Annotated in this window: 25 protein-coding genes; 19 read left to right on the top strand and 6 right to left on the bottom strand. The window is 36.3% G+C overall.

The window, feature by feature from the left end:
• The first annotated feature begins 42 nt into the window (after positions 1-42).
• From AB3H90_RS01005 to AB3H90_RS00965, 9 genes are all read left to right on the top strand, one after another.
• A complete protein-coding gene (locus AB3H90_RS01005) occupies positions 43-975 on the top strand; it encodes a cation diffusion facilitator family transporter (protein ID WP_368015971.1) in 933 nt (310 codons plus the stop codon).
• Between the two features lie 192 nt (positions 976-1,167).
• The gene (locus AB3H90_RS01000) at positions 1,168-1,956 is read left to right on the top strand and encodes an AzlC family ABC transporter permease (protein WP_368015970.1); all 789 of its coding nucleotides are present in this window, start codon (positions 1,168-1,170) and stop codon (positions 1,954-1,956) included.
• On the top strand, positions 1,949-2,266 hold the full coding sequence (locus AB3H90_RS00995) for an AzlD domain-containing protein (RefSeq protein ID WP_010737579.1): 318 nt from the start codon (positions 1,949-1,951) through the stop codon (positions 2,264-2,266). The genes AB3H90_RS01000 and AB3H90_RS00995 overlap by 8 nt, the downstream gene beginning before the upstream one ends.
• 152 nt (positions 2,267-2,418) lie before the next feature.
• The gene (locus AB3H90_RS00990; protein ID WP_010737578.1) at positions 2,419-4,032 is read left to right on the top strand and encodes a polysaccharide biosynthesis protein; all 1,614 of its coding nucleotides are present in this window, start codon (positions 2,419-2,421) and stop codon (positions 4,030-4,032) included.
• A 157-nt stretch (positions 4,033-4,189) separates the two neighbouring features.
• Positions 4,190-5,038, top strand: a complete 849-nt coding sequence (locus tag AB3H90_RS00985) for a DegV family protein (RefSeq protein WP_010719160.1) — start codon at positions 4,190-4,192, stop codon at positions 5,036-5,038.
• A 158-nt stretch (positions 5,039-5,196) separates the two neighbouring features.
• Positions 5,197-5,676, top strand: a complete 480-nt coding sequence (locus AB3H90_RS00980; RefSeq protein WP_010719161.1) for a DUF6530 family protein — start codon at positions 5,197-5,199, stop codon at positions 5,674-5,676.
• A 21-nt stretch (positions 5,677-5,697) separates the two neighbouring features.
• Positions 5,698-7,932 (top strand): AAA family ATPase, encoded by a 2,235-nt coding sequence (locus AB3H90_RS00975; RefSeq protein WP_368015969.1) that lies wholly within the window; start codon positions 5,698-5,700, stop codon positions 7,930-7,932.
• Between the two features lie 381 nt (positions 7,933-8,313).
• Entirely contained in the window at positions 8,314-9,963 is a 1,650-nt protein-coding gene (locus AB3H90_RS00970; protein ID WP_368015968.1) for an alpha-glucosidase, read from the top strand.
• A 252-nt stretch (positions 9,964-10,215) separates the two neighbouring features.
• Positions 10,216-10,926, top strand: coding sequence for a hypothetical protein (locus AB3H90_RS00965; RefSeq protein ID WP_094940291.1), 711 nt, complete (start codon positions 10,216-10,218; stop codon positions 10,924-10,926).
• Positions 10,927-11,200: 274 nt separating this feature from the next.
• On the opposite strand, the gene AB3H90_RS00960 is transcribed toward AB3H90_RS00965, so the two are convergent.
• The 5 genes from AB3H90_RS00960 to AB3H90_RS00940 form a co-directional block, all read right to left on the bottom strand.
• On the bottom strand, positions 11,201-11,755 hold the full coding sequence (locus AB3H90_RS00960) for a TIGR01440 family protein (protein WP_034697955.1): 555 nt from the start codon (positions 11,753-11,755) through the stop codon (positions 11,201-11,203).
• A gap of 16 nt (positions 11,756-11,771) precedes the next feature.
• Positions 11,772-12,260: an ECF transporter S component gene (locus tag AB3H90_RS00955; protein ID WP_368015967.1), complete on the bottom strand. Its 489-nt coding sequence runs from the start codon at positions 12,258-12,260 to the stop codon at positions 11,772-11,774.
• A 3-nt stretch (positions 12,261-12,263) separates the two neighbouring features.
• Positions 12,264-13,064: a hydroxymethylpyrimidine/phosphomethylpyrimidine kinase gene (locus AB3H90_RS00950; RefSeq protein ID WP_368015966.1), complete on the bottom strand. Its 801-nt coding sequence runs from the start codon at positions 13,062-13,064 to the stop codon at positions 12,264-12,266.
• A 337-nt stretch (positions 13,065-13,401) separates the two neighbouring features.
• Positions 13,402-14,922, bottom strand: a complete 1,521-nt coding sequence (locus tag AB3H90_RS00945) for an AMP-binding protein (RefSeq protein ID WP_368015965.1) — start codon at positions 14,920-14,922, stop codon at positions 13,402-13,404.
• A 159-nt stretch (positions 14,923-15,081) separates the two neighbouring features.
• A complete protein-coding gene (locus tag AB3H90_RS00940; RefSeq protein WP_207414065.1) occupies positions 15,082-16,101 on the bottom strand; it encodes a tyrosine-type recombinase/integrase in 1,020 nt (339 codons plus the stop codon).
• A gap of 306 nt (positions 16,102-16,407) precedes the next feature.
• On the opposite strand from AB3H90_RS00940, the gene AB3H90_RS00935 reads away from it, so the two are divergent.
• The 4 genes from AB3H90_RS00935 (at position 16,408) to AB3H90_RS00920 (ending at position 19,568) form a co-directional block, all read left to right on the top strand.
• On the top strand, positions 16,408-17,481 hold the full coding sequence (locus AB3H90_RS00935) for an ABC transporter permease (protein WP_368015963.1): 1,074 nt from the start codon (positions 16,408-16,410) through the stop codon (positions 17,479-17,481).
• Between the two features lie 3 nt (positions 17,482-17,484).
• Positions 17,485-18,174 (top strand): ABC transporter ATP-binding protein, encoded by a 690-nt coding sequence (locus AB3H90_RS00930; RefSeq protein ID WP_010737568.1) that lies wholly within the window; start codon positions 17,485-17,487, stop codon positions 18,172-18,174.
• Positions 18,167-18,781 carry a TetR/AcrR family transcriptional regulator gene (locus AB3H90_RS00925; protein ID WP_240274012.1) on the top strand — a complete coding sequence of 205 codons (615 nt, stop codon included), beginning with the start codon at positions 18,167-18,169 and terminating at the stop codon, positions 18,779-18,781. The genes AB3H90_RS00930 and AB3H90_RS00925 overlap by 8 nt, the downstream gene beginning before the upstream one ends.
• 208 nt (positions 18,782-18,989) lie before the next feature.
• Positions 18,990-19,568, top strand: a complete 579-nt coding sequence (locus AB3H90_RS00920; RefSeq protein ID WP_113820765.1) for an SGNH/GDSL hydrolase family protein — start codon at positions 18,990-18,992, stop codon at positions 19,566-19,568.
• Between the two features lie 127 nt (positions 19,569-19,695).
• Here AB3H90_RS00920 and AB3H90_RS00915 read toward each other — a convergent pair whose 3' ends face one another.
• A complete protein-coding gene (locus AB3H90_RS00915; protein WP_240274011.1) occupies positions 19,696-20,568 on the bottom strand; it encodes a MurR/RpiR family transcriptional regulator in 873 nt (290 codons plus the stop codon).
• Between the two features lie 201 nt (positions 20,569-20,769).
• Between AB3H90_RS00915 and AB3H90_RS00910 the strand changes: the two genes are divergently transcribed.
• The 6 genes from AB3H90_RS00910 to AB3H90_RS00885 all read left to right on the top strand — a co-directional run bounded on the left by AB3H90_RS00910 (position 20,770) and on the right by AB3H90_RS00885 (position 25,663).
• Positions 20,770-21,807, top strand: coding sequence for a Gfo/Idh/MocA family oxidoreductase (locus tag AB3H90_RS00910; RefSeq protein WP_368015962.1), 1,038 nt, complete (start codon positions 20,770-20,772; stop codon positions 21,805-21,807).
• A 158-nt stretch (positions 21,808-21,965) separates the two neighbouring features.
• Positions 21,966-22,259: an rRNA processing protein gene (locus AB3H90_RS00905; RefSeq protein WP_368015961.1), complete on the top strand. Its 294-nt coding sequence runs from the start codon at positions 21,966-21,968 to the stop codon at positions 22,257-22,259.
• A gap of 172 nt (positions 22,260-22,431) precedes the next feature.
• A complete protein-coding gene (locus AB3H90_RS00900; protein WP_010719176.1) occupies positions 22,432-22,662 on the top strand; it encodes a hypothetical protein in 231 nt (76 codons plus the stop codon).
• A gap of 170 nt (positions 22,663-22,832) precedes the next feature.
• A complete protein-coding gene (locus AB3H90_RS00895) occupies positions 22,833-23,777 on the top strand; it encodes an L-lactate dehydrogenase (RefSeq protein WP_010719177.1) in 945 nt (314 codons plus the stop codon).
• A 270-nt stretch (positions 23,778-24,047) separates the two neighbouring features.
• Positions 24,048-24,236 carry a hypothetical protein gene (locus AB3H90_RS00890; protein ID WP_368015960.1) on the top strand — a complete coding sequence of 63 codons (189 nt, stop codon included), beginning with the start codon at positions 24,048-24,050 and terminating at the stop codon, positions 24,234-24,236.
• 581 nt (positions 24,237-24,817) lie between these two features.
• Positions 24,818-25,663, top strand: a complete 846-nt coding sequence (locus tag AB3H90_RS00885; RefSeq protein ID WP_368015959.1) for a hypothetical protein — start codon at positions 24,818-24,820, stop codon at positions 25,661-25,663.
• Positions 25,664-25,983 lie beyond the last annotated feature (320 nt).

The following is a 25,983-nucleotide window of genomic DNA, read 5'->3' as shown; positions in this document are numbered from 1 at the left end:
TAACTGAGAAACTGTTGAGAAGAAAAGAAAGAAGGAAATAAGATGGAAAATTTTAAAAAGAGCGGGATGTTCTCTGTGATTGCCGCATTAGGTGCGAATATTTTAGTTGCAATCAGTAAATTTGTCGGTTATGCCATTAGTGGAAGTGCGGCAATGCTGAATGAAAGTATTCATAGTATCGTCGATTGCAGCAATCAAATCCTTTTGCTTTTTGGGGATAAACGAGCGAATAGAGGGCAAAGCGAGTTACACCAATTTGGCGAAGGTAGAGCAAAATATTTTTTTAGCACAATTGTGGCAACCATGCTCTTTTTTGGTGGGGGAGCTTTGGGAGTCATGGAAGCTTTTGAAAAATTGACCCATCCTGCGCATGAAGTTGATAACTCATTGATCGTTATCATTATTTTAATTTTTGGATTAGCCATTGAAGGAACGTCATTACGTATCGCTATGAAAGAAATCCATGAGTTGAATACCGAAAAGTTATCATTGATGAAATTTTTGAGAGAAAGTCGTCACAGTGAAATTTTGATCATCTTTACTGAAGATTTTTGTGCTGTGATCGGACTCATTCTTGCTTTAGTAGGAACAGTCTCGACGATGGTAACAGGAATTACGGCGTTTGATGCGATTAGCGGCCTATTGATCGGATTATTGTTGATGGGAGCTGCCATTTTCTTAGCAAAAGAATTTTATAGTTTGATTGTTGGTGAAAGTGTGACAACGAGTGACTTGATTAAAATCAAGCAAGCCTTTGAGCGTCCGGAAGTCTCTCGTTTGATCGATGTAAAGACCGTCCATCTGAGCCCAACTGAGGTATTGGTAGCTGCTAAAATCGATATCTTTGATCACCCAGAGAATGAATCGCATGCAATCATCAATAACATTGAAGAAACGATTCGGCAGTCTTTAAATGATAAAAAAGTTTATATTTATATTGAAACTGATAAATATGACCCTAATTATCGAAGATGAACATGCTGATTCTTCAGCAAAACAATGCTTTTATGTTCAATAAAAATAACTTGTTTATGATTTAAAATTTCAAGATTCAAGCTTAAAATGAGAAAAATATAATATTGTTTTTAGATAAAACGGCTACAATTTCGTTTTTTTATGTTACAATGAGTCCGCTGTTTATTTGTTGTAATTGAAGGAGACATTTTGATGAATAAAAAGAAAAGTGCGCCATGGATTCAGGCTTTGCACGCAGTAATGCCACTTTGCTTAAGTTATATACCAGTTGGGTTAGCTTGTGGTGTCTTATTGCAAAAAGTGGGTTTTGATCCAATCTTAACCGGTCTGTTGTCCATATTAGTATTTTCTGGTGGAGCGCAATTTTTAGTTGCTTCGATGCTAACAACTCAAGCATCTTTTGCAACGACACTTTTGATGGTATTTTTCTTGGAATTACGTTACACATTGTTAGGGTCGAGTCTTTCAGGTTTTATGAAGAAAGAAAAGAGACTATTCTTGGCGGTATTTTCACAATCGTTAAATGATGAAAATTATGCGGTTAATTATCTTAAATATTCAACTGATCCTACATGGAATAAGCGTAAAGCTTTATATGTAAATTGGTTTTCGATGGCTTCTTGGACAGGTAGTAACATGATTGGAAACATGTTTGGTTCTGTTATCCATGTAGATGCTGATCTCGTTCACTTTGCACTGACTGCGATGTTTATCTTCATGTTTGTCATGCAAATGAAAAATAAGCTGCTCATTTTTACAGGATTGTTTTCTGGTGTATTAGGCGTTACTTTCATGGTCATGTTCCAAAATACATTAGGTTTAATTGCTGCGACGGTGATCGCCTCTTTTGCAGGGTTTGCTTTAGAGAAAGCTTTCAAAAAAGAGAAGGCAAAAAAATTAAAACGATTAAAAAACCGTGGTAAACATGTCAATGAACCACTATTCAACTTCCCAGAACAGGAGAGTCAACATCATGACTAAGACGTATCTTATTCTTTTAGTACTTAGTTTATTCGTGGTGGCTTATGTGCCACGACTATTCCCGATGCTCTATTTTACCCATCGGAAAGTCCCTTCATGGTTTAGTGAATGGATGAAATATGTGCCAGTGGCGCTATTCGCAGCTTTAGCATTCAAGGATGTCTTTATTACCCATGAACATTTAGCCATTGCTTGGAATATCAAAATCTTAGCTATGGTTCTCGTAGTTGGCGTGGCGTATAAAACTCATTCTATGGCATTATCAGTAGTAACTGGACTTGCTTCAGTATTTTTGCTGTCGATGTTTTAAACAGTTCCAAAATTTTGCCTTCTCTTAGTTTTAGAGAATGGCTTTTTTTTTTGCCTTTTTTATTAAAATTTTAAGGATGATTTGTCCTTCTTTGAATTTTTGCTATAATGGGAAAGGTATTGATTTAAATATAGATAGTTGAGGAAAATTTAATGAATAAAAAATTGATGCAAGGAACATTTTGGTTAACCTTTGCTAATTTGCTTTGTAAGGTATTAGGTGTTGTTTACTTGATCCCATGGCTAAGTATGATGGGGAACAATCAAGAAGGAATGTTAGCGACCACTTTATACAATGTAGGTTATTTACCTTATGGCTTGTTCCTGATGCTGGGAACAGTTGGGTTTCCTAATGCGATTGCTAAAAAAGTCGCTGTAGCAACGAAAGAAAATGATGAACAGGGCTGTCGAACGATTTTTCGCAGTACCATCAATATCATGTTTGTCATTGGAATCATTTCTGCTGTGCTGATGTATCTTTTTGCCCCGATGCTTGCAGGAATCAGCCCAATTGCAAATGTAAATAATGGGATCTTAGCAATTCGTAGTTTGTGTCCGTCATTGATCGCCATTCCAGTTCTTAGTGCAATGAGAGGTTATTTTCAAGGGAAAAACAATCTGAGACCTTATGGGACCTCACTAATCATTGAACAAGCGGTTCGTGTCCTGGTCATTTTAGCAGGAACGTTTTACTTACGCGTCTTGACCGATGGAACGATTTTAGAAGCTGTTCTGATCAGTACAGTGGCATCCTTCTTTGGTGGGTTAGCAGCAATTATCCATATGTATTTCGTTGGAATAAAAAATGATTATTTCAAATTAAAAGATTTCTTGATCTCTAGTCGCTATTTCAAGCATGAAAATCGGGCAGAGTCGGTATCGATCATTCGTGAAACTTTACCTTTCATCTTTGTGGGATCTGTTATTACCATCGTGCAAATGATTGACCAAGTGACGATGAAGCCGTTGTTGCATTTTTTCAGACCTGAAATCACGAATCAACAATTGGAATTTTTATTTAGTCGAGCATCAGTTAATCCCAACAAGTTGACATTGATCTTGATTTCTATGGTTGGTACAGTCGCAATCAGCAGTTTGCCGATTTTAAGTACTTTGAGAAAAAAAGATCGTTTGCAAATTGAAAAGACAGTAGGAGATAGTTTTTCAATTGCTGTCTTGATTTTACTTCCTTCTCTTGCGGGGATGTCATTATTGGCGGGTCCATTGTATACCTTATTTTTTGGATATGATCCTGATAGTGTCGGCTATTTCCAATTTGCCTTACTCGCTTCATTATTCTTTTCATTGTTCACGATTCTTTCAACGATGTTACAATCACTTAGCCATCATATGATTGCGATTCGGCTGACCGTTGAAGCGATTATTTTGAAAATTGTCTTTCAAGTGATCGGATTAGCACTATTTGGCGGTTATGGTATGAGTTTTTCAAACACAATGGCTTTTGCGATCGTGTTTATCAGAGGTTATTTCTATATGTGTAAAGAGTATCGAATCGCACCTCTAGCTAAAATCAGATTTTTCTTTCTTAAAACATTCCGCTCAACCTTGTTGATGCTGGTTCTTTGTTCGATTGTATTTATCCTATTGAACCTCCAATTGACGATGACGTCGAAAGCCCATGCTGTTGTTTATTGTGTTGGCCTTGGTGGAATAGGTGGGCTGACATTTCTCTTTGCTCAATTTGGCAGAAATGGGCTCCAATTACTTAAAAACTTCCAGCATCGGCATCACTCAACCAAAAATTAGGAACAACATCCAGTTCATGATAATTTTTTAAAGCTACAGAAAGTGAGAGGGACGAGATTGTTTCTCTCACTTTTTGAGTGAGAGGTTCAAATGTCATCTTTCTTATGATATAGTTAAATAGACTGGTAAAATTCTTTGAAATGAGGAAATTAAATAAATGAAACTTGCAGTAGTTACTGACAGTACGGCTTATTTGCCTGAACGAATCCAAAATCATCCTGATTTGTTCGTTATTCCGATCCCTGTCATTTTGGATGGGAAAATCTACAATGAAGGAATAGACATAGAAGCTGACGAATACTATGGGCTTCTAAATAAAAGCAAAGACTTCCCGACCACTTCACAACCTGCAGTTGGAGAAGTACTGGCGCTTTACGAAGAACTGAAAAGAAAAGGATACGATACCATCTTAAGTATCCATTTATCCTCTGGGATCTCCGGCTTTGTCAACACATTACATGCTATGAAAAACGACATTGACGGTGTAAAAATCGTTCCCTATGATTCTAAGATCACGAGTATGCCAATGGGTCACATGGTAGAAGCTGCTCTAGATTTAAATCAAAAAGGTCAATCTCTTGAAGAAATTATCGCACATATCGATCGTATCCGAGATAATACGTATGCTTATCTCATCGTGGATGACTTGAACAACTTAGTACGCGGTGGACGCTTGACTAATGGGGCTGCATTGATAGGTGGATTGCTTAAAATCAAACCGATTTTGACTTTTTCAGAAGGAAAAATCGTTTTATTTGAAAAAATCCGTTCAAGTAAAAAAGCTTTCGCTCGTGCCGAAAAAGTCATCGGCATGCGAAATGAGGAAATTGCACCACCTGTTAAACTTTATGTGATTCATGCAAATAATTTGGAAGTTGCCATACAAGAAAAAGAAAAATTACAAAAGCAATACCCGCATGCTGACATTGAGATTGGTCATTTTGGTCCAGTGATTGGTAGTCACTTAGGTGAAAAAGCAATCGGGCTTGCCATCTCTGCGCAATAATTTAGATTATTCAATTCAATGCAAGCATCGTCTCTCATTCATTGGGATACGATGCTTTTTTTGCATTTTTTCTATATAAGGCGTATAATCCTTAAAAGTTTAGTAAATGAGTAAATCACTAGGTTAGTAATTTACTAAAAGAGAAAGGATGGATTTAGATGGAAATCCCAACAAATTTAAAACACAAACCTGTTATTGTCGTTGAAGACTATGATCAAGTTGATGGTAGAAATGCTTTGCATACGGATGCTAAAGGACTATCTTTAGGGTTAGCACAATGGAATGATCGTGGAAAAGTTGATATTTCAGGCAAGGTATGGCGCCATACGGGTGAAAAATGGTCACGCCAATCGGAAGAACTACCAATCACTCGGATCTTAGATCTAGCAATTTTAGCTGCGCAAGGGAGTTTGTATTTTCAAGATGCGTATCGCTATGAAAAATTTTATGATCCTGAAAATCCAGTTGTCGATATTATTGGACTTCAAGGAAATCGAATGACGGTTGAAGTGGATACCAAAAATCCTAAGATCGATGAAGATATTATGCTCTATTATGACACGTTACAAAAAGATGGCGAATTGATCGGAGAACGTTTCCGAATTTTGAAACGTCTATTAGATGATTTAGGGTATTAAGGAAAAAAGGAGTGAGGTACATTGGAAGATTTCTCACTGACAAAAGACCGTCAATTTTCAAGTGTTGAAAAACAAATGATTTGGCAAAAGCCAACGAGTCATCGAACCAGTCAAGAAGAACAAAGAATCGCAGCTGAAATCTTTGAAAACTGGAATGATCCTGAAATGAAGATCAGTAACATCTTGCTTGAAGGGGATGCTGGGTCAGGAAAAACGCAACTGGCTAAAGCTCTTTCGGCTGATTTAAAACTTCCTTATACGAAAATAACTTGTTTTGCGGATATGGATAAATCAGATGTCTTTGGTGCGCTATTGCCTATTGTTGAGTCTGACGTAGATGAAGATCAAGAATTGATTGATGCAATCAACCAAACAGAGACATTAGAGGCTGTCTTACGGTTAATCAAACATCATTATAATCTTAGTACAGAAATGGCTAAATCCAAACTGGCTGATTTCATCAAGCGGATGGAACATAATGAAAATAGTAACGTTCGCTATAAATATTATCCCTCTGAAATTGTTCGAGCGATCGAAAAAGGGTATTTGTTAGAAATCCAGGAGCCAACGGTGATCCGTGATGCTTCCGTATTAGTTGCTTTAAATTCCGCTCTTGAGCCAAATGGATTATTGAATTTACCCACGGGTGTCGTCGTCCGTCATCCAGATTGCGTCATCATCATCACAACCAATCGGAACTACCAAGGTAATCGTCCGTTGAATGAATCTTTGAGAGATCGGATGCAACATGCTGAGAAGATGGATTTACCTTCACTTGAAGTGATGGCTGAGCGAGCCTTAGGTAAGACAAAGATTCAACAACCTGAACTGCTCTTGAAATTAGCGGAGATCATTCGTTTATTAGATGATACTGCCAAAGCGAATGCCATCAAGGGAGTGGCTGGTATGCGTTCCTATTTTTATTGGGCAAATACTTGGAAACAAGGGCAAGATCTTTTCCAATCGATTTATCCTAAAGTTCTCTATAAATTGACCACTGTTCCAGAAGAATTGGAGATATTAACCCAAGCATTAGAACAAAGTGGGCTTCTTGAAGAACTTCGTGAATTATTACGGCAAATAAAGTGGGGACGTCTTTCAGAAGAAGCTTCAAGAAATCGAGGCAGAATCCTTAACGATGAAGAAGCTGATGAACGTAATATCGATCAACTAGCAGAAGAAACGTTGTCTTTAATGGAAAATGAGTCGCCTGAGATCGAAGAAGAAACTCCACCAGTGGAGAATGCTGAGATTGAAGAGGAAAAAAAGGCAGAGTCTTTTTCATTTGAACAAGAACGAAGTCAAGAAGTTTCAGGTCAGGGGCAACAGGAGCAACAAGCAGAAGATAATTCAGAAAAAATGTCTGCCTCTGATATGGAGGCTTACGACAAAGAAATCAAACGTGAGTTAACGAAAGAAGCACGACAAATAATGAAGGGGACGATGCACGAAAAAGAAGGACTGATCGTTCATCGACCAAAATTTGAACTCAAAGCACAAGAAGCAGAACAAATCAGACAACAAGTTTTACCGATCGTTGAAACATTAAGCCGTCAAATTTTAGATTTGTTGGAAAATGATGAATCAACGACTTATCAAAAAGGAAAATATGAAGGTCAACGGTTCAATGCGAGTCGTGTGGCCTATAATGACCTAGGTTATTTCGATAAGAAAAATCCACCCCACGAACAACCTTCATTGGCAGTGGCTTTAAGGATTGATGAATCTGGTTCAATGATTCGAGATGAACGAATCGAAGCTGCAAAAAAAGCAGCGATCGCCATCGCAGAATTTGCTAAACGTGTAAATATTCCTTTAATGATTTATGGAGATACAGCAGATGTCTCAACGAGAGAAAAGACCTCAATTTTTTCTTATAAAGAATTTAGTGATGATTTCCAATGGTTAGATGAAAAGTTAGTGACGATGAAACCACGACAAAACAATCGTGATGGTGCCAGTCTGAGACTAATCGCTAACAAACTAAGCCAAGAATCTGCCACGACTAAATTGCTGATCTCGATTAGTGATGGCCAGCCTAAAGCTTTACCAGACTATACTGGGAAGAAGGCAAGGGAAGATATCCAAAGCGTTCTGTCTGAATATGACCGTCAAGGCGTCATCTTTGTGGCTGCTGCGATTGGACAGGATCAAAAAGAAATCAAAGAGATATATGGGGAAAATCGTTTCATTGATATGACAGACATCAACGAGTTACCACAGCAATTGATCCAATTGATTGCTCGCTATTTGTAAATAGCTGAAAATAGCTGGTGTCACGTATAAGTCCATTCATCGACTAAGAGAGATTGTGACAGAAGTGTCTAGCTCTGAGAACAAGCCGAAGAATTCGAAAATAGTTCCTATTTTTGGATTTTCCGGCTTGTTTTTTTGTTAGAGCGACTGCTGGAACAACGGGAAGAGGTTATGAACGCATTGTAGCAAATGGTTAAATACCATTTAGTTTATCTATCAGACTCTTTTTGATCGTTAATCGACTGTTAAATTCTGACATTCTGCAAACAAGATAACGAAACAAAAAAGGAAACTGTTAAAGAGAAAACGATGTTATCGGTAACATCAACAAAAAATAGTGGCATTGTTTTATAATAGAGAAAAAGAGAAGGGAAGAAAACAATGACTCAAACAAAAGCTTGGTGGAAAGAAGCGGTCGGATATCAGATTTATCCTGCCAGTTTTATGGATAGTAATGGAGACGGCATTGGGGATCTCAATGGGATTCGTGAAAAGCTTCCTTATTTAAAAAAATTAGGGATTGATTTTATTTGGATCAATCCAGTTTACTCTTCGCCTTTTATTGATAACGGTTACGATATTAGTGACTACCAAAATATTTTAGAAAAATTTGGAACAATGGCCGAATTTGATCAATTACTGGCAGAAGCACATCTACAAGGAATCAAAATCATTATGGATCTAGTCATCAATCATACATCTGATCAACACGAGTGGTTTATTGAATCAAAGAAGTCACTGGATAATCCTTACCGAGATTACTATATATGGGTAGATGGAACACCTGAAAACGCTCCGAATGACTGGCAATCGATTTTTGGTGGCTCAGCTTGGGCATATGATGAACAGACGAAACAATATTATCTGCATGTCTTTGCTAAAGAGCAGCCTGATTTGAATTGGGAAAGCGAGAAATTAAAAAATGAACTTTTTTCTATGATTCGCTGGTGGTTAGATAAAGGAATAGATGGGTTTCGTTTAGATGCGATTTCCCATGTGAAAAAAGATGAATATTCTGTTAAAGCAACTGAAAACCCCTTTTCTCCTTTTCAAAATGTTTCCGGGATCGATGAACATTTAAATGAATTAAAAGATGTTTTTGATGACTATGACATTATGACTGTTGGCGAAGCTAGCGGGGTGTCGGCTGAAGAAGGTCCAGAATGGGTCGGCGCTGATGGGTATTTTGACATGATCTTTGAATTTGACCATATCTCGATTTGGAAGCACGAAAAAGAAGGGAAACTTGATGTTATCAATTTAAAAAGAGCGTTAAGTGCCTGGCAAACCGCTTTAGACGGTAAGGGTTGGAATGCACTTTATATGGAAAATCATGATACACCTCGTTCAGTTTCTGTTTTTGGTGATCCTGAACATTATTGGCAAAAATCAGCAAAAGCAGTCGCAATGATGTACTTTTTCCTGCAAGGCACGCCATTTATTTATCAAGGACAAGAAATCGGTATGACGAATATGCCGTTTACTGCCATCGAACAAATCGATGCCGTCGATTCAAGACGTCTTTATAACCAATTGCTAGAAGAAGGAAAATCTCCTGAGGAAGCTATAGATATCGTTGCTGATACAACAAGAGACAATAGCCGAACACCTATGCAGTGGGGATCAGAAAAATATGCCGGATTCTCAACAAACGAACCTTGGCTGATGGTAAATCCCAACTATCAAACACTTAACGTAGAAGAACAAGAAAACGATCCTTCGTCTATCCTATCTTTCTACAAACAAATGATCCGCATCCGTCGTGAAAATCAAGGATTGATCTATGGTTCATTCAAAGAATACCTCGCTGAACACGACCAACTCTATGTTTATGAACGATCATTTACCGATAAAAACTATCTGATTATGGTCAACCTTACGAGTGAAGTAGCGGAATATTCATTACCGAATGAAGTTGATGTTCCTTGGGAATTACTTCTCACGAATCAAGAAGAACGTGTATTTGAACGAGTGGGTAAGCTTGATCCTTATGAAGCAAAATTATTTGTAAACAGTAAAAAAAGAAACTAAAAAAAGTTTGTCTTGAGCTTTCTAATGAAGTCCAAGGCAAACTTTTTTGACATACTGTTCGATAAACATGGGATTATATCCTAGAAATAATATAAGTAATATGTAGATATTCCATAAGATTCGTCCTCTTTTTTCTATTATTCGAAAAAAGAGGTAAGTAATAAAAAAGATTATCATTTATGATAGTTGTATTAAGAAGTATGGCATTATAAATCTGTTTTGAAGTTATTAATTATTTAAGGAGGAAGATTTATGGGAAAAAATAATCAGAATGGTTGGGAATATGAAAAATTAATAAATTCTAGTGACATTGAAGAAGTTATAATCAAGTTTAATTATAAGAAACAGGTTATTAATTCAATAATTGTAACGATAGAAGACCAAAAAAAAGCAACTGACTTAGTGATAAGGTATACGAACAAAGATGGTTCTCCACAAGAATTAAAAGTGCCAATTCCTGAAAATGATTCTAAATGGATAGCTAACTATGTAAAAGTCAATAAGGAATACCAAAACAAACCGAGTAATTCGAGTAATTTTCGCAAAAAAATGCAACGCACTGAAACCTTATGTCGCTTATATGATAAAGCAGTTTCTTTTGTTGATAAAAATAAGGAACAGTATAAAAAAAGAGAAGGTTCTTTACCAGTTAAGAACCCAGACAGTAATGATCAAAGACCTATTACTCTTATTAAAAAGAGCAATGGTAAAGATCGCACAGTTGTTGTATACCCCTCAAATAGAAATTATCCCAATCTTAATGAAAAACTCTCTCAATATATTAAAAGTGAAGGCAAATTAAAAAGAGCTGAAACTCAAAAGAACAATGAAAAAACAACAATAAAAAAGTTGGTTGCCAATCTCAGCATCATAGGATGTACACTCCAAAAAAATGAACACCAAGAACATCTAAAGAACGAAGGTAATAGAATCGTTAACACGGTTGCACAAACCCATAGATAACAATTACCGAAACGTGTAATCATGATTTTTGAAGAAACAGAATTTTTTGAATTTAAAATGAATGGTTGACTGTTGAATAGTAGAATAAAATCATCTCTGTATGGAAGCTTAGTATATGATTATTTTTTAAGAGAACTTGAGTCTTAATTTCAGACCCAAGTGCTCTTAATGAAATCTCATAAGTGAAAATATAAAATAGAACAGTAAAAAAGTCTTAAACGAGATGGATTATCAATCAATGATGTATGAAGCAACGCCCTTTTTTGTAGCTAGCCTAAATCACTTCATACTCAGCTCGCGGACCACCAATGTATTTTGGACGTGAACGCAGAGCTGTAACATGCGCGGCTCCTAATGTTTGACTGCTTGGTCGAACAGGTACTTGAACGTGTTTGACATGCATACCAATGGAAGTATCACCGATATCGATCCCAGCTTGCGCTACCACATGTTCCACTTCTACTGGATCATCGAATTGGTCAAACGCTGCTACTGAACAAGCGCCACCAGCGTGTAAGGCTGGTACAACAGAAACAATTTCAAATTGTTTTTGCTCTGCTACGGAGCGTTCGACGACAAGGGCTCGATTAATGTGTTCACATCCTTGAACAGCTAAAGCGACTCCTAAAGGTTGCAATATTTCTCTAATCGTTTGGATAATCCACTGTCCAACTGGAGCACTTGAGTTTTTACCAATTTGTCCACCGACCACTTCACTGGTACTACATCCTAATACAAATAAATCGCCAGATTTTAAATTTGCTTCTGCTAATACCTCGTTGACCATTTTGGTTAATTCTTGTTTTAAAGATTCTTCTGTGATGCTCATTTTATTCTTCCTTTCATTACTTACTTTCTTTTTGTACTCTCGTTCGTTTTAGAGCTTGAGTGAGTGGTAAAGCCAATCCAACCCCTACAATATTTTGAAAAATATTTCCAGGAATAGAAGCTATCCCCGCAGGCCAATCATATAAAAACCAACCTGCTAAAAAGTAGCCACTAATCATCAGACAACTACCGATAAAAAGACCGACAAATCGACCTTTGCTTGTTTTTTCGGCAAAATAGCCACTGACCAATCCTTGCAAACCATGGATCAATAAGGAAAAAAGGGCCCATTGCGGATAACCTGACAGTAAATCGATGAATAAACCACTTGAGGCACCGACAACGAACCCACCAAATGGACCAAATAATAAAGCAGTGGTGTAGATGCCAGCTTCGCAGAGCGTGACAAAGCCGTTAGTTGCTGGTATTGGAACCAAAATTGTTAAAGATAATGCTACTGTTAAAGCGATCAGCATGGCATATATTGTTATTCGTTTCGTATTCAACGATTAAATCCCTCCTTTGATGTTACCGCCAGACCAGACACTGCCTGTTTGATCATTCATTTCAACACCGTTTAAAATACATTGATAAACGTAAGTTTTACTTCGTTGAATGGCTTGTGAGAGCGTATAGCCATGGACGAGATTCGCTGTAATAGCAGAAGAAAAGGTACATCCTGCGCCATTCACCGTTGATCGTGTTAATTTTTCCATTGTAAAAGTGGTTAGTCCGTCATGACTATACAAAACATCGATTGCTTCATCGCCATGGATCCCAGAGCCACCTTTAACAACGACCGCTTTGCTTCCTAAAGTATGAATAAATTTGGTTGTCTCTATCACTTCATTGATGCTTGAAATTTTTTTCTTTCCAGAAAGGAGAGCCGCTTCTTTAAGATTGGGCGTGACAAGATCAACAAGGGGGAAGAGTTCTTTCACTAAGCACTCAATATACTGTTGATTCGCTAATGAAGTAGTTTCTTTAAAAGCTAAAACCGGATCAAGAACGATTGGGATTTGAGGGTGCTTTTTTAAAAAATCTCGGACGATCATGATTGCTTCAAGAGAATGCAATAAGCCAATTTTGATACCCGCTAAGTCTGTCATCTTCTGGATCGAAGCAAGTTGCTGTTGCAACCACTTAGCAGGTAGATTTTCTAAGAGGAATGCGTTGTTTTCGTCTAACATGCCTACACAGGTGAGCGCGCTCATTCCAAAAAGTTGAAAATTCTCAAAAGTTTTCAAATCGGATTGAATTCCTCCACCGGCAAAAGGGTCAGAACCACCAATTGTAAGTATTTTTCTCATTGTTTTCCCTCCACGAAAAGAGTATAACGAAAGTTGTTAGAAAAGAAAACAGCCAATTGGCATATTTTTATGTCATCCAATTTTGCGTAGTCTTTAGATCACCAAAATTTATCTATCATCTGAATGAAACAAGTACACTGTATTGTTGGCAACTTAACAGCTAGAAGAAAACATAAGCTATGCATACTCAAATGAACAACTTCATTAGATATCATTATCAATAAATTGAATCTTTTTTTGTTATTCCTACATTTTTTACAACTGAAAATTTTTTAAACAAAAGAGAACACTGACGTTATACCTGTTAGGTAAGGGGATAACGTCAGTGTTCTGTTTATTATGCTTTTAATTCTTTTTCGATTTGTAGTCGACGGACTTTCATTGTCGCAGTCCGTGGGATATCTTCATAATCTCTGATAATCGGCGTATTCAATCGAGGTAACTCATGCACTTGTTTCCACCAACGATCCCAATCCATTTCGTGATTAGGAGCAAGAGCGATCAATGGTTGTGGCGCATTGTTTTTATCACGAACGATGACCACTTCCGATAGAAATTCTAATGAGTCTAACAAGAAATCTTCGATCGCTAAATTGCTATTGATTGTATCGATCAAATCCACTTGACGATCCTTTAAGAACAAATGCCCCTGTTCATCCATGCTGCCGTAATCACCGCTGTCCCACCAAGCACCATAAACATTTTCTTGGAAACGAGCATCTTCTTTATAATAAGTTAATGCACGACCTTTTGATAATAAATGGATGTGTCCATCTGTATTAGCAGGTAAGACGTTCCCATTTTCATCTGCGATCCGCGCTTTGGTTAAGTCGCCAAGTCCCACACCCATGTCTCTCGCATTACTCGTTTTTAAACTCTCTAATGTATGAGCTTTTAAAATCATCGGTCCGCATTCGCTTTGGCCATAAACTTGTAAGAAAACAGCTTCTTGATTAGGAGAAGTCCGTAAGAATGTTTCCATAGTAGAGTTGTTGATCGCATCAAAAGTGGAATGGTAATAACGAATACCAGCAAAAGCTTCTGGATATTCTTTCGCTGTAAAGCTCCACTGAACAAAGTTGTTTGGATGTGTTTCAAGTGCAATCGGTGGATTTTCTTTTAACATGGCCACAACGTTTTCCCCTTGAGCATCCGCTAACGGCATCATTGGAAAACCCATCGCCATCAATGAAGAAATACCAATATTGAAGCGAGAATGAACAGGAGAGATATGGAAAGCCACAAGTTTTTTCTCTGCGATCTTAGTAAAGACAGTTTTTTGCCATTTGGTGCGCCAGCCCATTGAATGAGCAGAATGACAAATCAATTTAGGAATACCTGTGGTTCCTGAAGTATGGGTCATATAAGAAATTTCATCGTTCCCCAATTGATTTTGTGCCACTGGTTCTGCTGGTTGAGTCAATAGTTTAGAAACTGCAATTTGTTTTTCTTTTGATCCATTTGAAATGCCAGCCACTCGTTCAGCCGTTTCATCATCAAAAAGGATAAATGGATCTTCTAAACGGTCGACAAAGACTTCTAAAGTGGGGGTAGGGAAGTGATAAGAGATCATTGCTGGTACCGCCCCAAGATAAGCCGTTGCTACAGCTAATAAATAAGTATCAAAAGCTGAACTTTTGTAGATCATGACCTTATCACCAAGTCCGACACCCAAATGAGCTAATTGATAGGCACGAGTCAAAACGAGTTGACAGGTATCTTTGTAAGTGCTTTTAAAACCAAGTTCCGGAAAAGCTGCTAAGGGTTGGTCAAAGATGATTGGTACATCTGGTGTAGCTTTCGCTGCTTCTTGAAAATTAGAAAAAAGATTTAGTGGGGAATAAGCGATTGTTTCCATAAGTCACACTCCGATTTCATTTAATAAACAAGTTGGTAAGCAAAGTAAGAAAAACTTGTGAATTAAATCATTTACTTTGCAAATTCAGCTATAATCTTAGCACAAACCCTAAATAAAAAACAGCTTTCTTTGTGAAAAAAAGAATTATATTTCGTTATTTCATTTTTTGATACTTGTTATTTCCTTGTAAGAGAACTCTAACATCTTTTGATGGACTTCTTCAAATGAATGTTCATTGATATAACGATTACCATAAAGGAAATTGACGATATCCAGATCATCAAAATAAAGGGAAACGTAGTACCCGTAAGTTTTACGACATAATTCTGGCGAAATATTTTTATATACAGTGATTTTACTTAGTATTTGGCGAATCGTCCGTGGAGAGATTTGCTGGTCATGAGATGAACGAAAAGCAAAAGAATCAGGTCCTGTCCCAGTATCAGTTATTGCTAAATAGTTTTTAATGAATGGCAGTGCTTCATTGGGAATTGGCGACTGATTAAGACGATTTTTTTTACGGCTAAGATGAATGATTTGTTTATTTAAGTCAATATCTTTTCTTTTTAATTCAACGACTTCATGGATCTTTAACCCGCAATATAAAAGAATAGCTGCGATCGCTAAATTTCTTGGTCGGTTCCTTATTTCAAAGCGTGCTTCTCGTGAAGAGTTAAAGCCATTCATAGGAATAAACAGATGCTCAAAGTCTTGAAACAAAGAGGCGTCTATGAATCGAGGCGCTGCAGCAGTAGTTTCAGGAAGCGTTTTTCCTAATAGAGATATTTCTTCAGTCAATAACCCTTTTTGATACAAAAACCGTAGAAAATGATTTAACGAATATTGTTTTCGCGAAAGACCATAATAGCTATTTTTAAATAACTGGTTTGTTTGTTGATCAGCTGTGGTCTGAAACGAACGAGTATGCTGATAGACTTTATCTAAAAAATTTAAATAGTCTTGTTTTTCAAGACGAAGAATAACTTCATCCGTGATCTCTTGATCTAAAGCTTCGTGAAGATAATCCGTGAATAAATGAAAATCTTTTGCATATTCATAACGACTGCTTAATGAAAGCTTTTTTTGATTTTCTTTTAAAAATTCTTGGAAAATAGGAGGAAGCTGTGCGATGCGTTGTTTTAACTTTTCTTGAATGTGTTTTCGTGTTTTTTGATCCATAAAAGAACCTCCTTTTTGTTCAAACTGGTGTTCTATTTTATTATTGTAGCTTATTTTTCGTTTTTCTTCTATTTCCTTTTACTGATATCTATTTATACCAACGTTTATTTGCTCATGATTCATATATATAGTAACATCGCCAACTATAAGAAAAACTGTAACCAATAAACAGAAAGACAATGATCTTGTAGTATGAACGAATTGTTTCATGAGTTTTGTTTAGTGACATTTTGTCACTGTTACGCTATACTTTTCGATAGTGACAAAATGTCACTATCGAAAAAGAGAAATGTAGGAGGGAAAGTAATGTTTTTAGCAATGAAAGAAATGAAATACGCAAAACTACGATACGGACTCATTATCGGTATCATGTTCTTGATTGCTTATGTCGTTTTCATGCTATCAGGTCTGGCAAGTGGATTAGCTGAAGAATTTAAAAAAGCAATTGATGATTGGGGTGCTCAAGAAATCGTTTTGTCCGAAGATGCTAATCAAGTGTTTGCAGCATCTCAATTGACAAGAGGCGACCTTGATCAAGTAAATGCGAAAGAAAAAGCCCCGATTGGCTTATTCAGTGGAGCAATCAAGGGCAAAAACAAAGAAAATGTGACAGTCTTTGGTACGACTAACGATGCCTTTTTATTACCTAAAATCACAGATGGTCGGATGTTTGATAAGAAAAATGAAATAATTATCTCCCAAAATCTGGCACAAGATCAATATAAGTTGGGAGATCAAATCAAAATCGGTAGCGATAACCAAGCATTTACAATCGTTGGAATTTTTCCTGCCACTTATTATACGGTCTCACCAGTCATCTATACAGATCTAGAAACTTGGACACAATTAAAATATGGAGCCCAACCGTTTGCTTCAGGTGACAAAAAGCCGATCAATGCGATCGTGACCAAACAATCAGCTGCAATTGATAAAGATGGCGCATCAAAAGATTTACAAAAACTGACGATTCCTGATTTTATTGAAAGTCTTCCAGGTTATTCTGCACAAAATATGACACTAAATGCAATGGTTTACTTCTTGTTTCTTGTCGTAGCAGCAGTAGTTGGCATTTTTATGTATGTCATCACTTTACAAAAAACGGAGATCTTTGGCGTAATGAAAGCTCAAGGGATTCGCAATTCATTTATTGCTAAATCGTTGATTGCACAGTCATTTGTTATTGGAGTCATTGGTGTCGCCTTAGCAGTTCTAGCTGCTTATCTAACTAGCTTATTTTTACCAAGTGCGATGCCATTCGCTATTTTTTGGACACAATGGTTGCTATATAGTGGGGTCTTACTCGTTGTAGCAGTTGTAGGCGGCGTCTTCTCAATACGCACGATCACAAAAGTGGACCCAATCACCGCCATAGGAGGGTAAAAAATGAAGAATATTTTAACGATGAAAAATATCGTCAAGACTTTTGGTAGTGGACATACCGAAGTGACTGCACTAAAAGGAATTAATTTTAATGTCAAACAAGGAGAATTTGTCAGCATCATCGGTCCCTCTGGTTCAGGAAAGAGTACTTTCTTAACCATTTCCGGTGGGCTACAAACACCTACTTCTGGAGAAATCGCCATTAATGGTCAGTCTTTTTCCGATTTATCTGAGAAAAAAAGAGCCGATTTACGTTTTAAAGAAATTGGGTTTATTTTACAAAGTTCTAATTTGATTCCATTTTTAAAGGTCAAAGAACAATTTTATTTAGTTGATCGAGTCAGCCATCAGAAACAAAACGAAACCGTCATTGATGACTTATTGAAATCATTAGATATTTATGATCTAAAAGAAAGCTATCCTCGAGATTTATCTGGTGGGGAAAGACAACGTGTAGCGATTGCTCGTGCGTTGTTCAATGACCCTAGTTTGATCTTAGCAGATGAGCCTACCGCTAGCTTAGATACAGATCATGCCTTTGAAGTAGTCAAGTTACTTGTCAAAGAAGCACATGAAAAGCAAAAAGCAACAGTCATGGTTACACATGATGCTCGGATGATCAAATGGAGCGATCGTGTCTACCGAATGAAAGATGGTGATTTGATCGAAGAAACGGAGGGATGGGATGCCTAAATCGACATTTCTTAATCTGCCGAATGAGAAGAAACAACGGCTTATTGAAATTTTACTTGAAAATTTTTCAGCTCGACATATTAGCCAAGTAAAAGTTGCAGATATTGTCGAAGATATGGCTATGTCAAGAGGGGCCTTTTATAAGTACTTCGAAGACTTGGAAGATGCCTATACCTACACAATCCAGTATTATTCGATTCAAATCCATCGAGATATTCTGAAATATATCAGTCAAAACAAGCAAGACTTTTTTCAAGGAATTGAAAATTACCTTGCGTGGTGTAGTGAACTGGAACAAAAAAGTAGTTATTGGCAGGCCATCCGCTTTTTAACGAGAAGTGATGATTTTACCAATCACCAAAGAACCAAGCCTTCTGCTGAATCAGGAAGATTAAAGGAATGGTTTAAGTTACTGAAGGCAAATGGTTTTCACATTACTTCGGAAGAAGAAGCAATTAGCTTTTTATATTTTGTCATGGATCTTGTGATCAATTCATTGACGGATTACATTGCGAATGACTGGACTACTGATGAGTTGTTGCAAGACTATCGTTACAAGGTAAAATGGCTGCAAAGAGGTTTGAACACCGAACGAAGTGAACCTTGAATCCACTCGATTCATTTGTTAGCCATTTCTTTTTAACGGGTAAGTAGTGTCCGTATTCAGTAAAACACTTCGATACTTCCTTATCTGATCATCGATAACCAAATAAAAACCTTCGATAGAAAGTTCTTATAGTTGAGAGCAACGATTTTTCCTTTTTGATTCTCCGTGATAGAATTTTTATTGTAAGAAAAGAAAAGGGATGACACAGATGAAGAAAATTATACTATTTGGTGATAGCATTGCTGCTGGATTGTACCAGGGGGAGGTCGTCCATGCATTGGACCATGCGTTATCAACGACCTTAAATGCTTTAGGACAAGCTGATTTTAAGATCATTAACTTAGGAAAAAGAGGCGATTCAACGACAAGCAGCCTTGAACGATTGTCTCAACTTCCCCAAGATGAACGTACAGCTGACTACGTCGTTCTTAATGTTGGCGTTAATGATGCAATCAATCAAAGAGATAACCAAGAAGCCTATCGAAAAAACTTGGAACAATTGATCAACTTTTTTAAACATAGCCAAGTGATTTTGATAGGGCCTAGTTACGTTGATGAAAAGATCAAAACCCAAACAATTCCTGAGATCTTAGTAGAGTATACTCAGATCGCAAAAGAAGTAGCAGATAAGAACAAAGTAAGTTTTATTGATTTTTATCATTATGAAAAATCTTTTGAGGACCCAACACTTTACTTGCAAGACGATGGGTTGCATCCTTCGAAGTTAGGCTATCACTTGCTAGGTGCTTTGATTGCACAATGTATCCAGCAAAAAGAACAAAAATAATCTACAGACCGAGTACCTCAATCTTTGCAGTACTCGGTCTGTAGATTTTTAGTTTCAAGTTTTATCATGACAAAAAGAATGAAGCGCGCTCTATTGGCTTTGACACAAGGTAATAAACAACTGTTTTCTAATGGCGATATTCCTTCAACATACCTTTTTGGATCAAGTCTTGTTTTTGTTTGAGATTCTGGATGTTTTCTTGATAGTTTTGTGCATACATCACGGAATAAAGAGTGTTTAAAACATAGTCGAAGGCAATTTGTGAGGAAAATGTTGCCACTTTAGCAAAATCTAATTCATCTTGCGTAACGATGAGTTTCATCGTTGCTTGTTTTGCCATTTCTGAATGTTCATTTCCAGTGATCAATACAGTTTTAGCACCCACATGGTTTAAATGCATCATAATTTTTTCATAATGGTGAATCCTTCCACTATAAGTTAGAAAGATGGCGCAATCCTTTTCTGTTAAATTGGCTGCATTCCAAGAAGAATCACTATACTCTTCAGCTAATATCAAAAATTTATTGATCTTGATTAGTTTATTTTGAAATTTGCGTGCTGTGATTTGAGAATCCCCTTTGGCAAAAATAAACATGCGATTCGCTTGATTCAATGCTGTGGCAATCGCATCAACTGACTGTTTCTCCAATTGGAGCTGTGCTTTTTTGATAGATTGGATCGACAAATCGGCCATTTTTTTAGCGATCGATTGACTATCATCTTTATCAGTAAAAGGAAAGTTTGGATCAATGATTTGATTGAACTGGGCTTTCATCTGATGGACTTCACGACCAAATTCAAAACGAAATTCTCTAAAACCAGAAAAACCCAATTTTTTACATAAGCGAATAATGGCTGAATGCGAAGTATACGTCGCTTTTGCCAATTCCTCGATCGTCATATAAACAGCTGTTTCTCTGTTTGCTTTGAGATAATCAGCAATTCTTTTTTCTGTTGTTGTAAATGCTTCTTGTCGTATCAATTGGTCTTCGATTAACATATGCTCACCTTCCTCATCCATCTTACTGAATATCCCTCTTTTTGACTACTATTTTTTGTGTAGGTTAAACATACCTGTCAATTATTCACTTAAAAGGATCACTTTCTTGAACATTTTTTTCTAACTGCGCTCAAATTAACTTTTAAAGGGACCGGTCATTTATACTGATAGTAGTTAAAAACAAAAATTGGAGGAAAACGTATGTTAACAATTGCCTATCTAGGAAATGGAAAAAGTACCAACCGCTATCATTTACCTTTTTCACGAAAACTAAAAGATAAGATCAAAATCAAAACGATCTTTTCACGTTCAGAACCCACTTGGGAAACATTTGAGGATATCCATTACACCAATCAATTGGAAGATCTATGGAACGATCCAGAAATCCAACTAGTTGTCATTACGACTCCGAGCCAATTTCATTATGAATATGCTAAATTAGCCTTAGAGCATGGAAAAAATGTCCTGGTTGAAAAACCGTTTGCTGAAACTTCGGCAGAAGCGAAAGAGTTATTTGAGCTAGCGAAACAAAAAGATTTATTTATCCAGTGTTATCAAAATCGTCGTTTTGATTCTGATTTCTTGACCGTACAAAAAGTGTTGGAAAGTGGAAAATTAGGCGATATTTTAGAAATTGAGATGCATTATGATTATTTCAGACCTGAAGTTCCTGAATCGGCAACGGAATTTTCAACAGTCAATAGTTATCTCTATGGTCATGCTTGTCACACAGTAGATCAAGTAATTTCTTACTTTGGCGAACCAGATGACATCCACTATGATGTGCGCCAATTATTAGGAAGGGGACGAATGAATGATTATTTCGATTTAGATTTTTATTATGGAACAATGAAAATCTCTGTCAAATCAAGCTATTTTCGTATTAAGGAACGCCCAAGTTTTGTGGTTTATGGGAAGAAAGGGATGTTTGTAAAACAGACAAAAGATCGACAAGAAGAGCATCTTAAACTATTTTATTTCCCAGACCATCAAGATTTTGGTATTGATTTACCAGAACACTACGGCACACTTACCTATATGGACCAAAATGGAAACTACCATGAGGAAAAAGTGATTTCTGAAGTAGGGGACTATAGTCGGGTCTATGAGGGAGTCTATGAAACGCTCATAAACGGAGCCGAAAAAGTAGTGAAAGACGAAGAAACACTTCTACAAATGAACATTTTAGAAACAGGGATCAAAGAGATCCAGGAAAAAGAAGCGCAAGCAAACAAATAAACCCTTCACTGTTTATGATCATTCTGAAGGATTAAGCAAAGATTGATGAGAAACAAAAAAACAAAACCATTAAAATATGATGGGGAGGACACCTCATGTTTTGACAGTTATTTTGTTCTTATGTACTATAAAATAAATAACTGTAAGGAGGAATTCTCATGACAAATTATAACGGCGAAAAAAGCAAACGTTTAAGAGGTTCGATGGCGCCTAAAACCGATGATGAAGTAGCATTAGCAGGGACAAATTCTGGTGAAACAGAAAACAAACAAGAATCGTTATCTGGCACAAACTCTGGCGAAGCCAAAGATGTCGCTTTATCTGGTTCTAATTCGGTTGAAGAGGAAGAACCAAAGAAACCGAATGCTTTTGAAAAAGAAGTGGAAAAATTAGCGGAAGAAGTAAAAGAAAAATTTGAAGAATTGACATCTAAAAAAGATACTAAAAAATAGATTTGTCAGTTGCTAGTGATCCTATGAAAAAGACAGCTTTTACGCTGTCTTTTTTTATCCAAAAAACTATTTTTCCGATTTTAGAAAAAAATGGTGTCTGCGCTTACCTTCTTTGTATTATGCTTTATTTATGAGAATAATTTTTTCTCAGCTAAACATTAGGAGGTAATATATGGAAAATTTTGGGTTACAGTTAATCAATTCGAGTGTGCTTGGACAAACCGATTTCATAAGTCTATTCACGACTTATTTATCAGATTATATGTATTTGTTCTTAGGTGGAGCCGTTCTATTTGTTATTTTGATGTTGTTATTAAGTAAAAAAATGTCCGATAAGCCTGCAAATAAAAGCGGATCTTCAAAAGGTGCTTCTAAGCAAAGCCAATATAAACGAATGAAATAGATCTTATTTTACTTTGAACAGATTGTTAGTTTACTAATAATCTGTTTTTTTGTTATAACTATAAAAAAATATTATAGTAACTATAAATATCATTATATTGAAAAATGTTTCAATCAGAACTATAATTTTCATGAAAATAACATATGAGATGAAAAGGAGCGTGTATCAACATGAGAAAAACCAGTAGAAAAGTAGTGATCGTTGGAACAGGCTTTGTGGGAACAAGTATTGCTTATGCCATGATCAATCAAGGAATTGCGAATGAATTAGTCTTGATCGATGTCAACCAAGAAAAAGCGGAAGGGGAAGCTTTAGACCTTTTAGATGGTATGGCATGGGGCGAAGAGAATGTTGCTGTTTGGTCAGGTGATTATAGCGAATGCAGCGATGCCGATTTAGTAGTAATCACAGCAGGTATCAACCAAAAACCAGGACAAACTCGTTTAGATTTAGTGAAAACAAATGCTGGAATTATGAAGGATATTGTTCGACAAATCATGGGAGCAGGATTCAACGGAATATTAGTTGTTGCTTCTAATCCAGTAGATATTTTGACTTGCATTGCGTGGAAAGAATCAGGGTTACCTTCTTCTCGAGTAATCGGAACAGGAACAACATTAGATACAACTCGTTTTAGAAAAGAAATTGCCTTGAAACTTTCTGTCGATCCTCGTAGCGTTCACGGCTATATTTTAGGTGAACACGGCGATTCTGAAGTAGCAGCTTGGTCCCATACAACAGTTGGCGGAAAACCAATCATGGAATTTGTCGAAAAAGATCATCGAATCGACGAAAAAGACTTAGATATCATTGCTGATAAAGTTAAAAATGCTGCCTATGAAATCATCGATCGAAAAAAAGCGACTTATTATGGAATTGGTATGAGTACAGCACGAATTGTCAAGGCTGTATTAAACAATGAACAAGCTGTATTACCAGTTTCTGCTTATTTATCTGGTCAATATGGAGTGAAAGATATCTTTACAGGTGTTCCATCCATCGTTGATGAAAAGGGTGTAAGAGAAGTTATTGAATTATCAATTACACCAGAAGAAGAACAAATGTTTAAACAATCTGTCAATGAATTAAGAAACGTATTAAACACCGTGAGATAATTGAATGAAAAAAAGGAGAATGAGCATTTTGCTCGTTCTCCTTTTTATTTTTGTTTTAGAAAAAATAGTTCTCTAGGAGAAAGTGAATTGTAATAAAATGGTAGCATATTAGGTAAAGTTTTTGGGAAATGCATTTGAAACAACAAGAAAAAAATGAAGGAGGTGATTGATTTAGAGCAGAATAAGATTATTTTTTTTAAATTAGATGCAATAAATATTCTTTCTTCACTTATGATTATTTTATTCTAGAAAAAGGAGATAAGTACTATAATGCCTATAGATAATGCTGAGTTGATAAAAAAAGAAATTGAATTACGTTCAAAAATTGCTGGGGCAAGTGCTAAAGAAAATTTTTATAGTACCATGAGAGTGAGGGTTGAGCCACTAAAAGGTATGGATAGATTTAATCCTTCTAAACGAACAGAATACCAAAATAAAAAAAATTTATTAAATTTATAGAAAAAAATACTCAAGAAGCATCGTCAAACAAGAAGGGTTATATACAACAATTGCAAGAGGTAGATAAACAACTTAAACAAGGAACTCTTCGGAATTTTGAACAAATAAGAGGAAAATCTAAAGAAGAAATTTCTATATTACCAGATTCTACTCATAATATGAATAGAACGCCTCGGGCATTTGAACAAATAAAGGGAGGCTCAAAATCATCTGTTCCATTGTCGCATTCTACCCCTAATATGGATAGACCACCAGCTTTGCCACCTAGAGTTGGAAGATAGACTTCATACATAAATAAGAAAAAAAGAAACGTATTAAACACCGTGAGATAATTGAATGAAAATAAAAAGGAGAATGAGCGTTTTGCTGCTCGTTGTCCTTTTTATTTTTGTTTTAGAAAAAATAATTTTCTAGTAGAAAGTGAATTGTAATAAAATGGTAGCATATTAGGTAACGTTTTTGGGAAATGTATTTGAAACAACAAGAAAAAATGAAGGAGGTAATTGATTAAAAGCGTGATCAGCTTAAAAAGAATAAAAGATGACTGGTAAAATTACTAAATAAACGAAAGGAGATAGTATATGGAAAAGCAGAATACTCAGGAGTCAAGAAGCGGATTAGAAGAATCTGCAGTTCAACAAGATATTCACTCTATACATACAGAGCAAACCGTATCTGATAGGCAACAAAATACTTTTGACAAAGATCAATCGGAGATGATATATGCAGAGCTGGTAGGCTTGCCTGAAGGAAAATTCAAACAGAAACCGGAAACAACTATTATTTATTCAACTATCATTCAGTCTCAATTAAGCTCTTCGGAGAAACAAGAAGATCAGTCTCAGCCTCTAAATAATAAAGGAGAGTCCCTTAAAAAGAATAATTTTGACATTGATGAAGATACTGGATGGGGCACCACTTTAAGTTCTGACGATTCACAAAATGATCGCCAACATGAACGAATTAGTAAGTCAACAAAAAATGACAATGATTCATTAGAGATACAATTTGAAAAAACACAACCTAATCCTCAAACTAACAGCAATTACAAATCTTTTTTTAATGAACTTATCCGCAAGGCAGCGGAAAAAAAGAGTGAACAAAATTTAGCTACATCGTCACATTTATCTGGACATCCTATTCCAGCACCACGTTATAGTAAACTAATTATTGTTGAGAACTCCGAAGGAAGGCTGCTTGGGGTGAATGAAAATACTGGATGGGGCACTTTTTTAGGTACTAAAATTCCTCAAAACAAAAAGCCTATTCCATTACCACGTACTAAAAAAAATGTACAGAAAAGTAAAAAAAATACTCCTGCACAGTGTACTTTTAAAGATCTAAAAGATAAAACGAGTAATATAAATCAAAATACTATTTCTTCTTCAAATGATTTGAATAATAGTAATAGGTCCCATGTAAGATAGATTTACTGCATAATCAAAAAATAACTACTCAGGTTTATAGCAGAGAATTGTACAAAAGAACTAACATCTCCTTATCGTTTTTTTTCGATTATAATTCAAGACATAAAAGGAAAGGAAGAAATTTAATGCCAAGAGAAAATATCTATACAGAAGATCCAACAATAAAAAAGAAAAATGCACAGTCTAAACAAGGAGTACCTGTTTAACTACATCAGGATATGGAGCCAGTTCCACCTTCGCCATTTCGAAGTAGTGTACTTCGAAATATGAAGCCAGCTCCAACTTTACCACCTCGGGCGTTTGAACAAATAAAAGATAGC

Source organism: Enterococcus sp. C63 (genome assembly GCF_040887215.1).
In the GTDB taxonomy this organism is placed as follows: domain Bacteria; phylum Bacillota; class Bacilli; order Lactobacillales; family Enterococcaceae; genus Enterococcus_B; species Enterococcus_B hirae.
The sequence above is the reverse complement of the archived record's forward strand: the minus strand, read 5'-3'. Positions and strand labels throughout refer to the sequence as shown.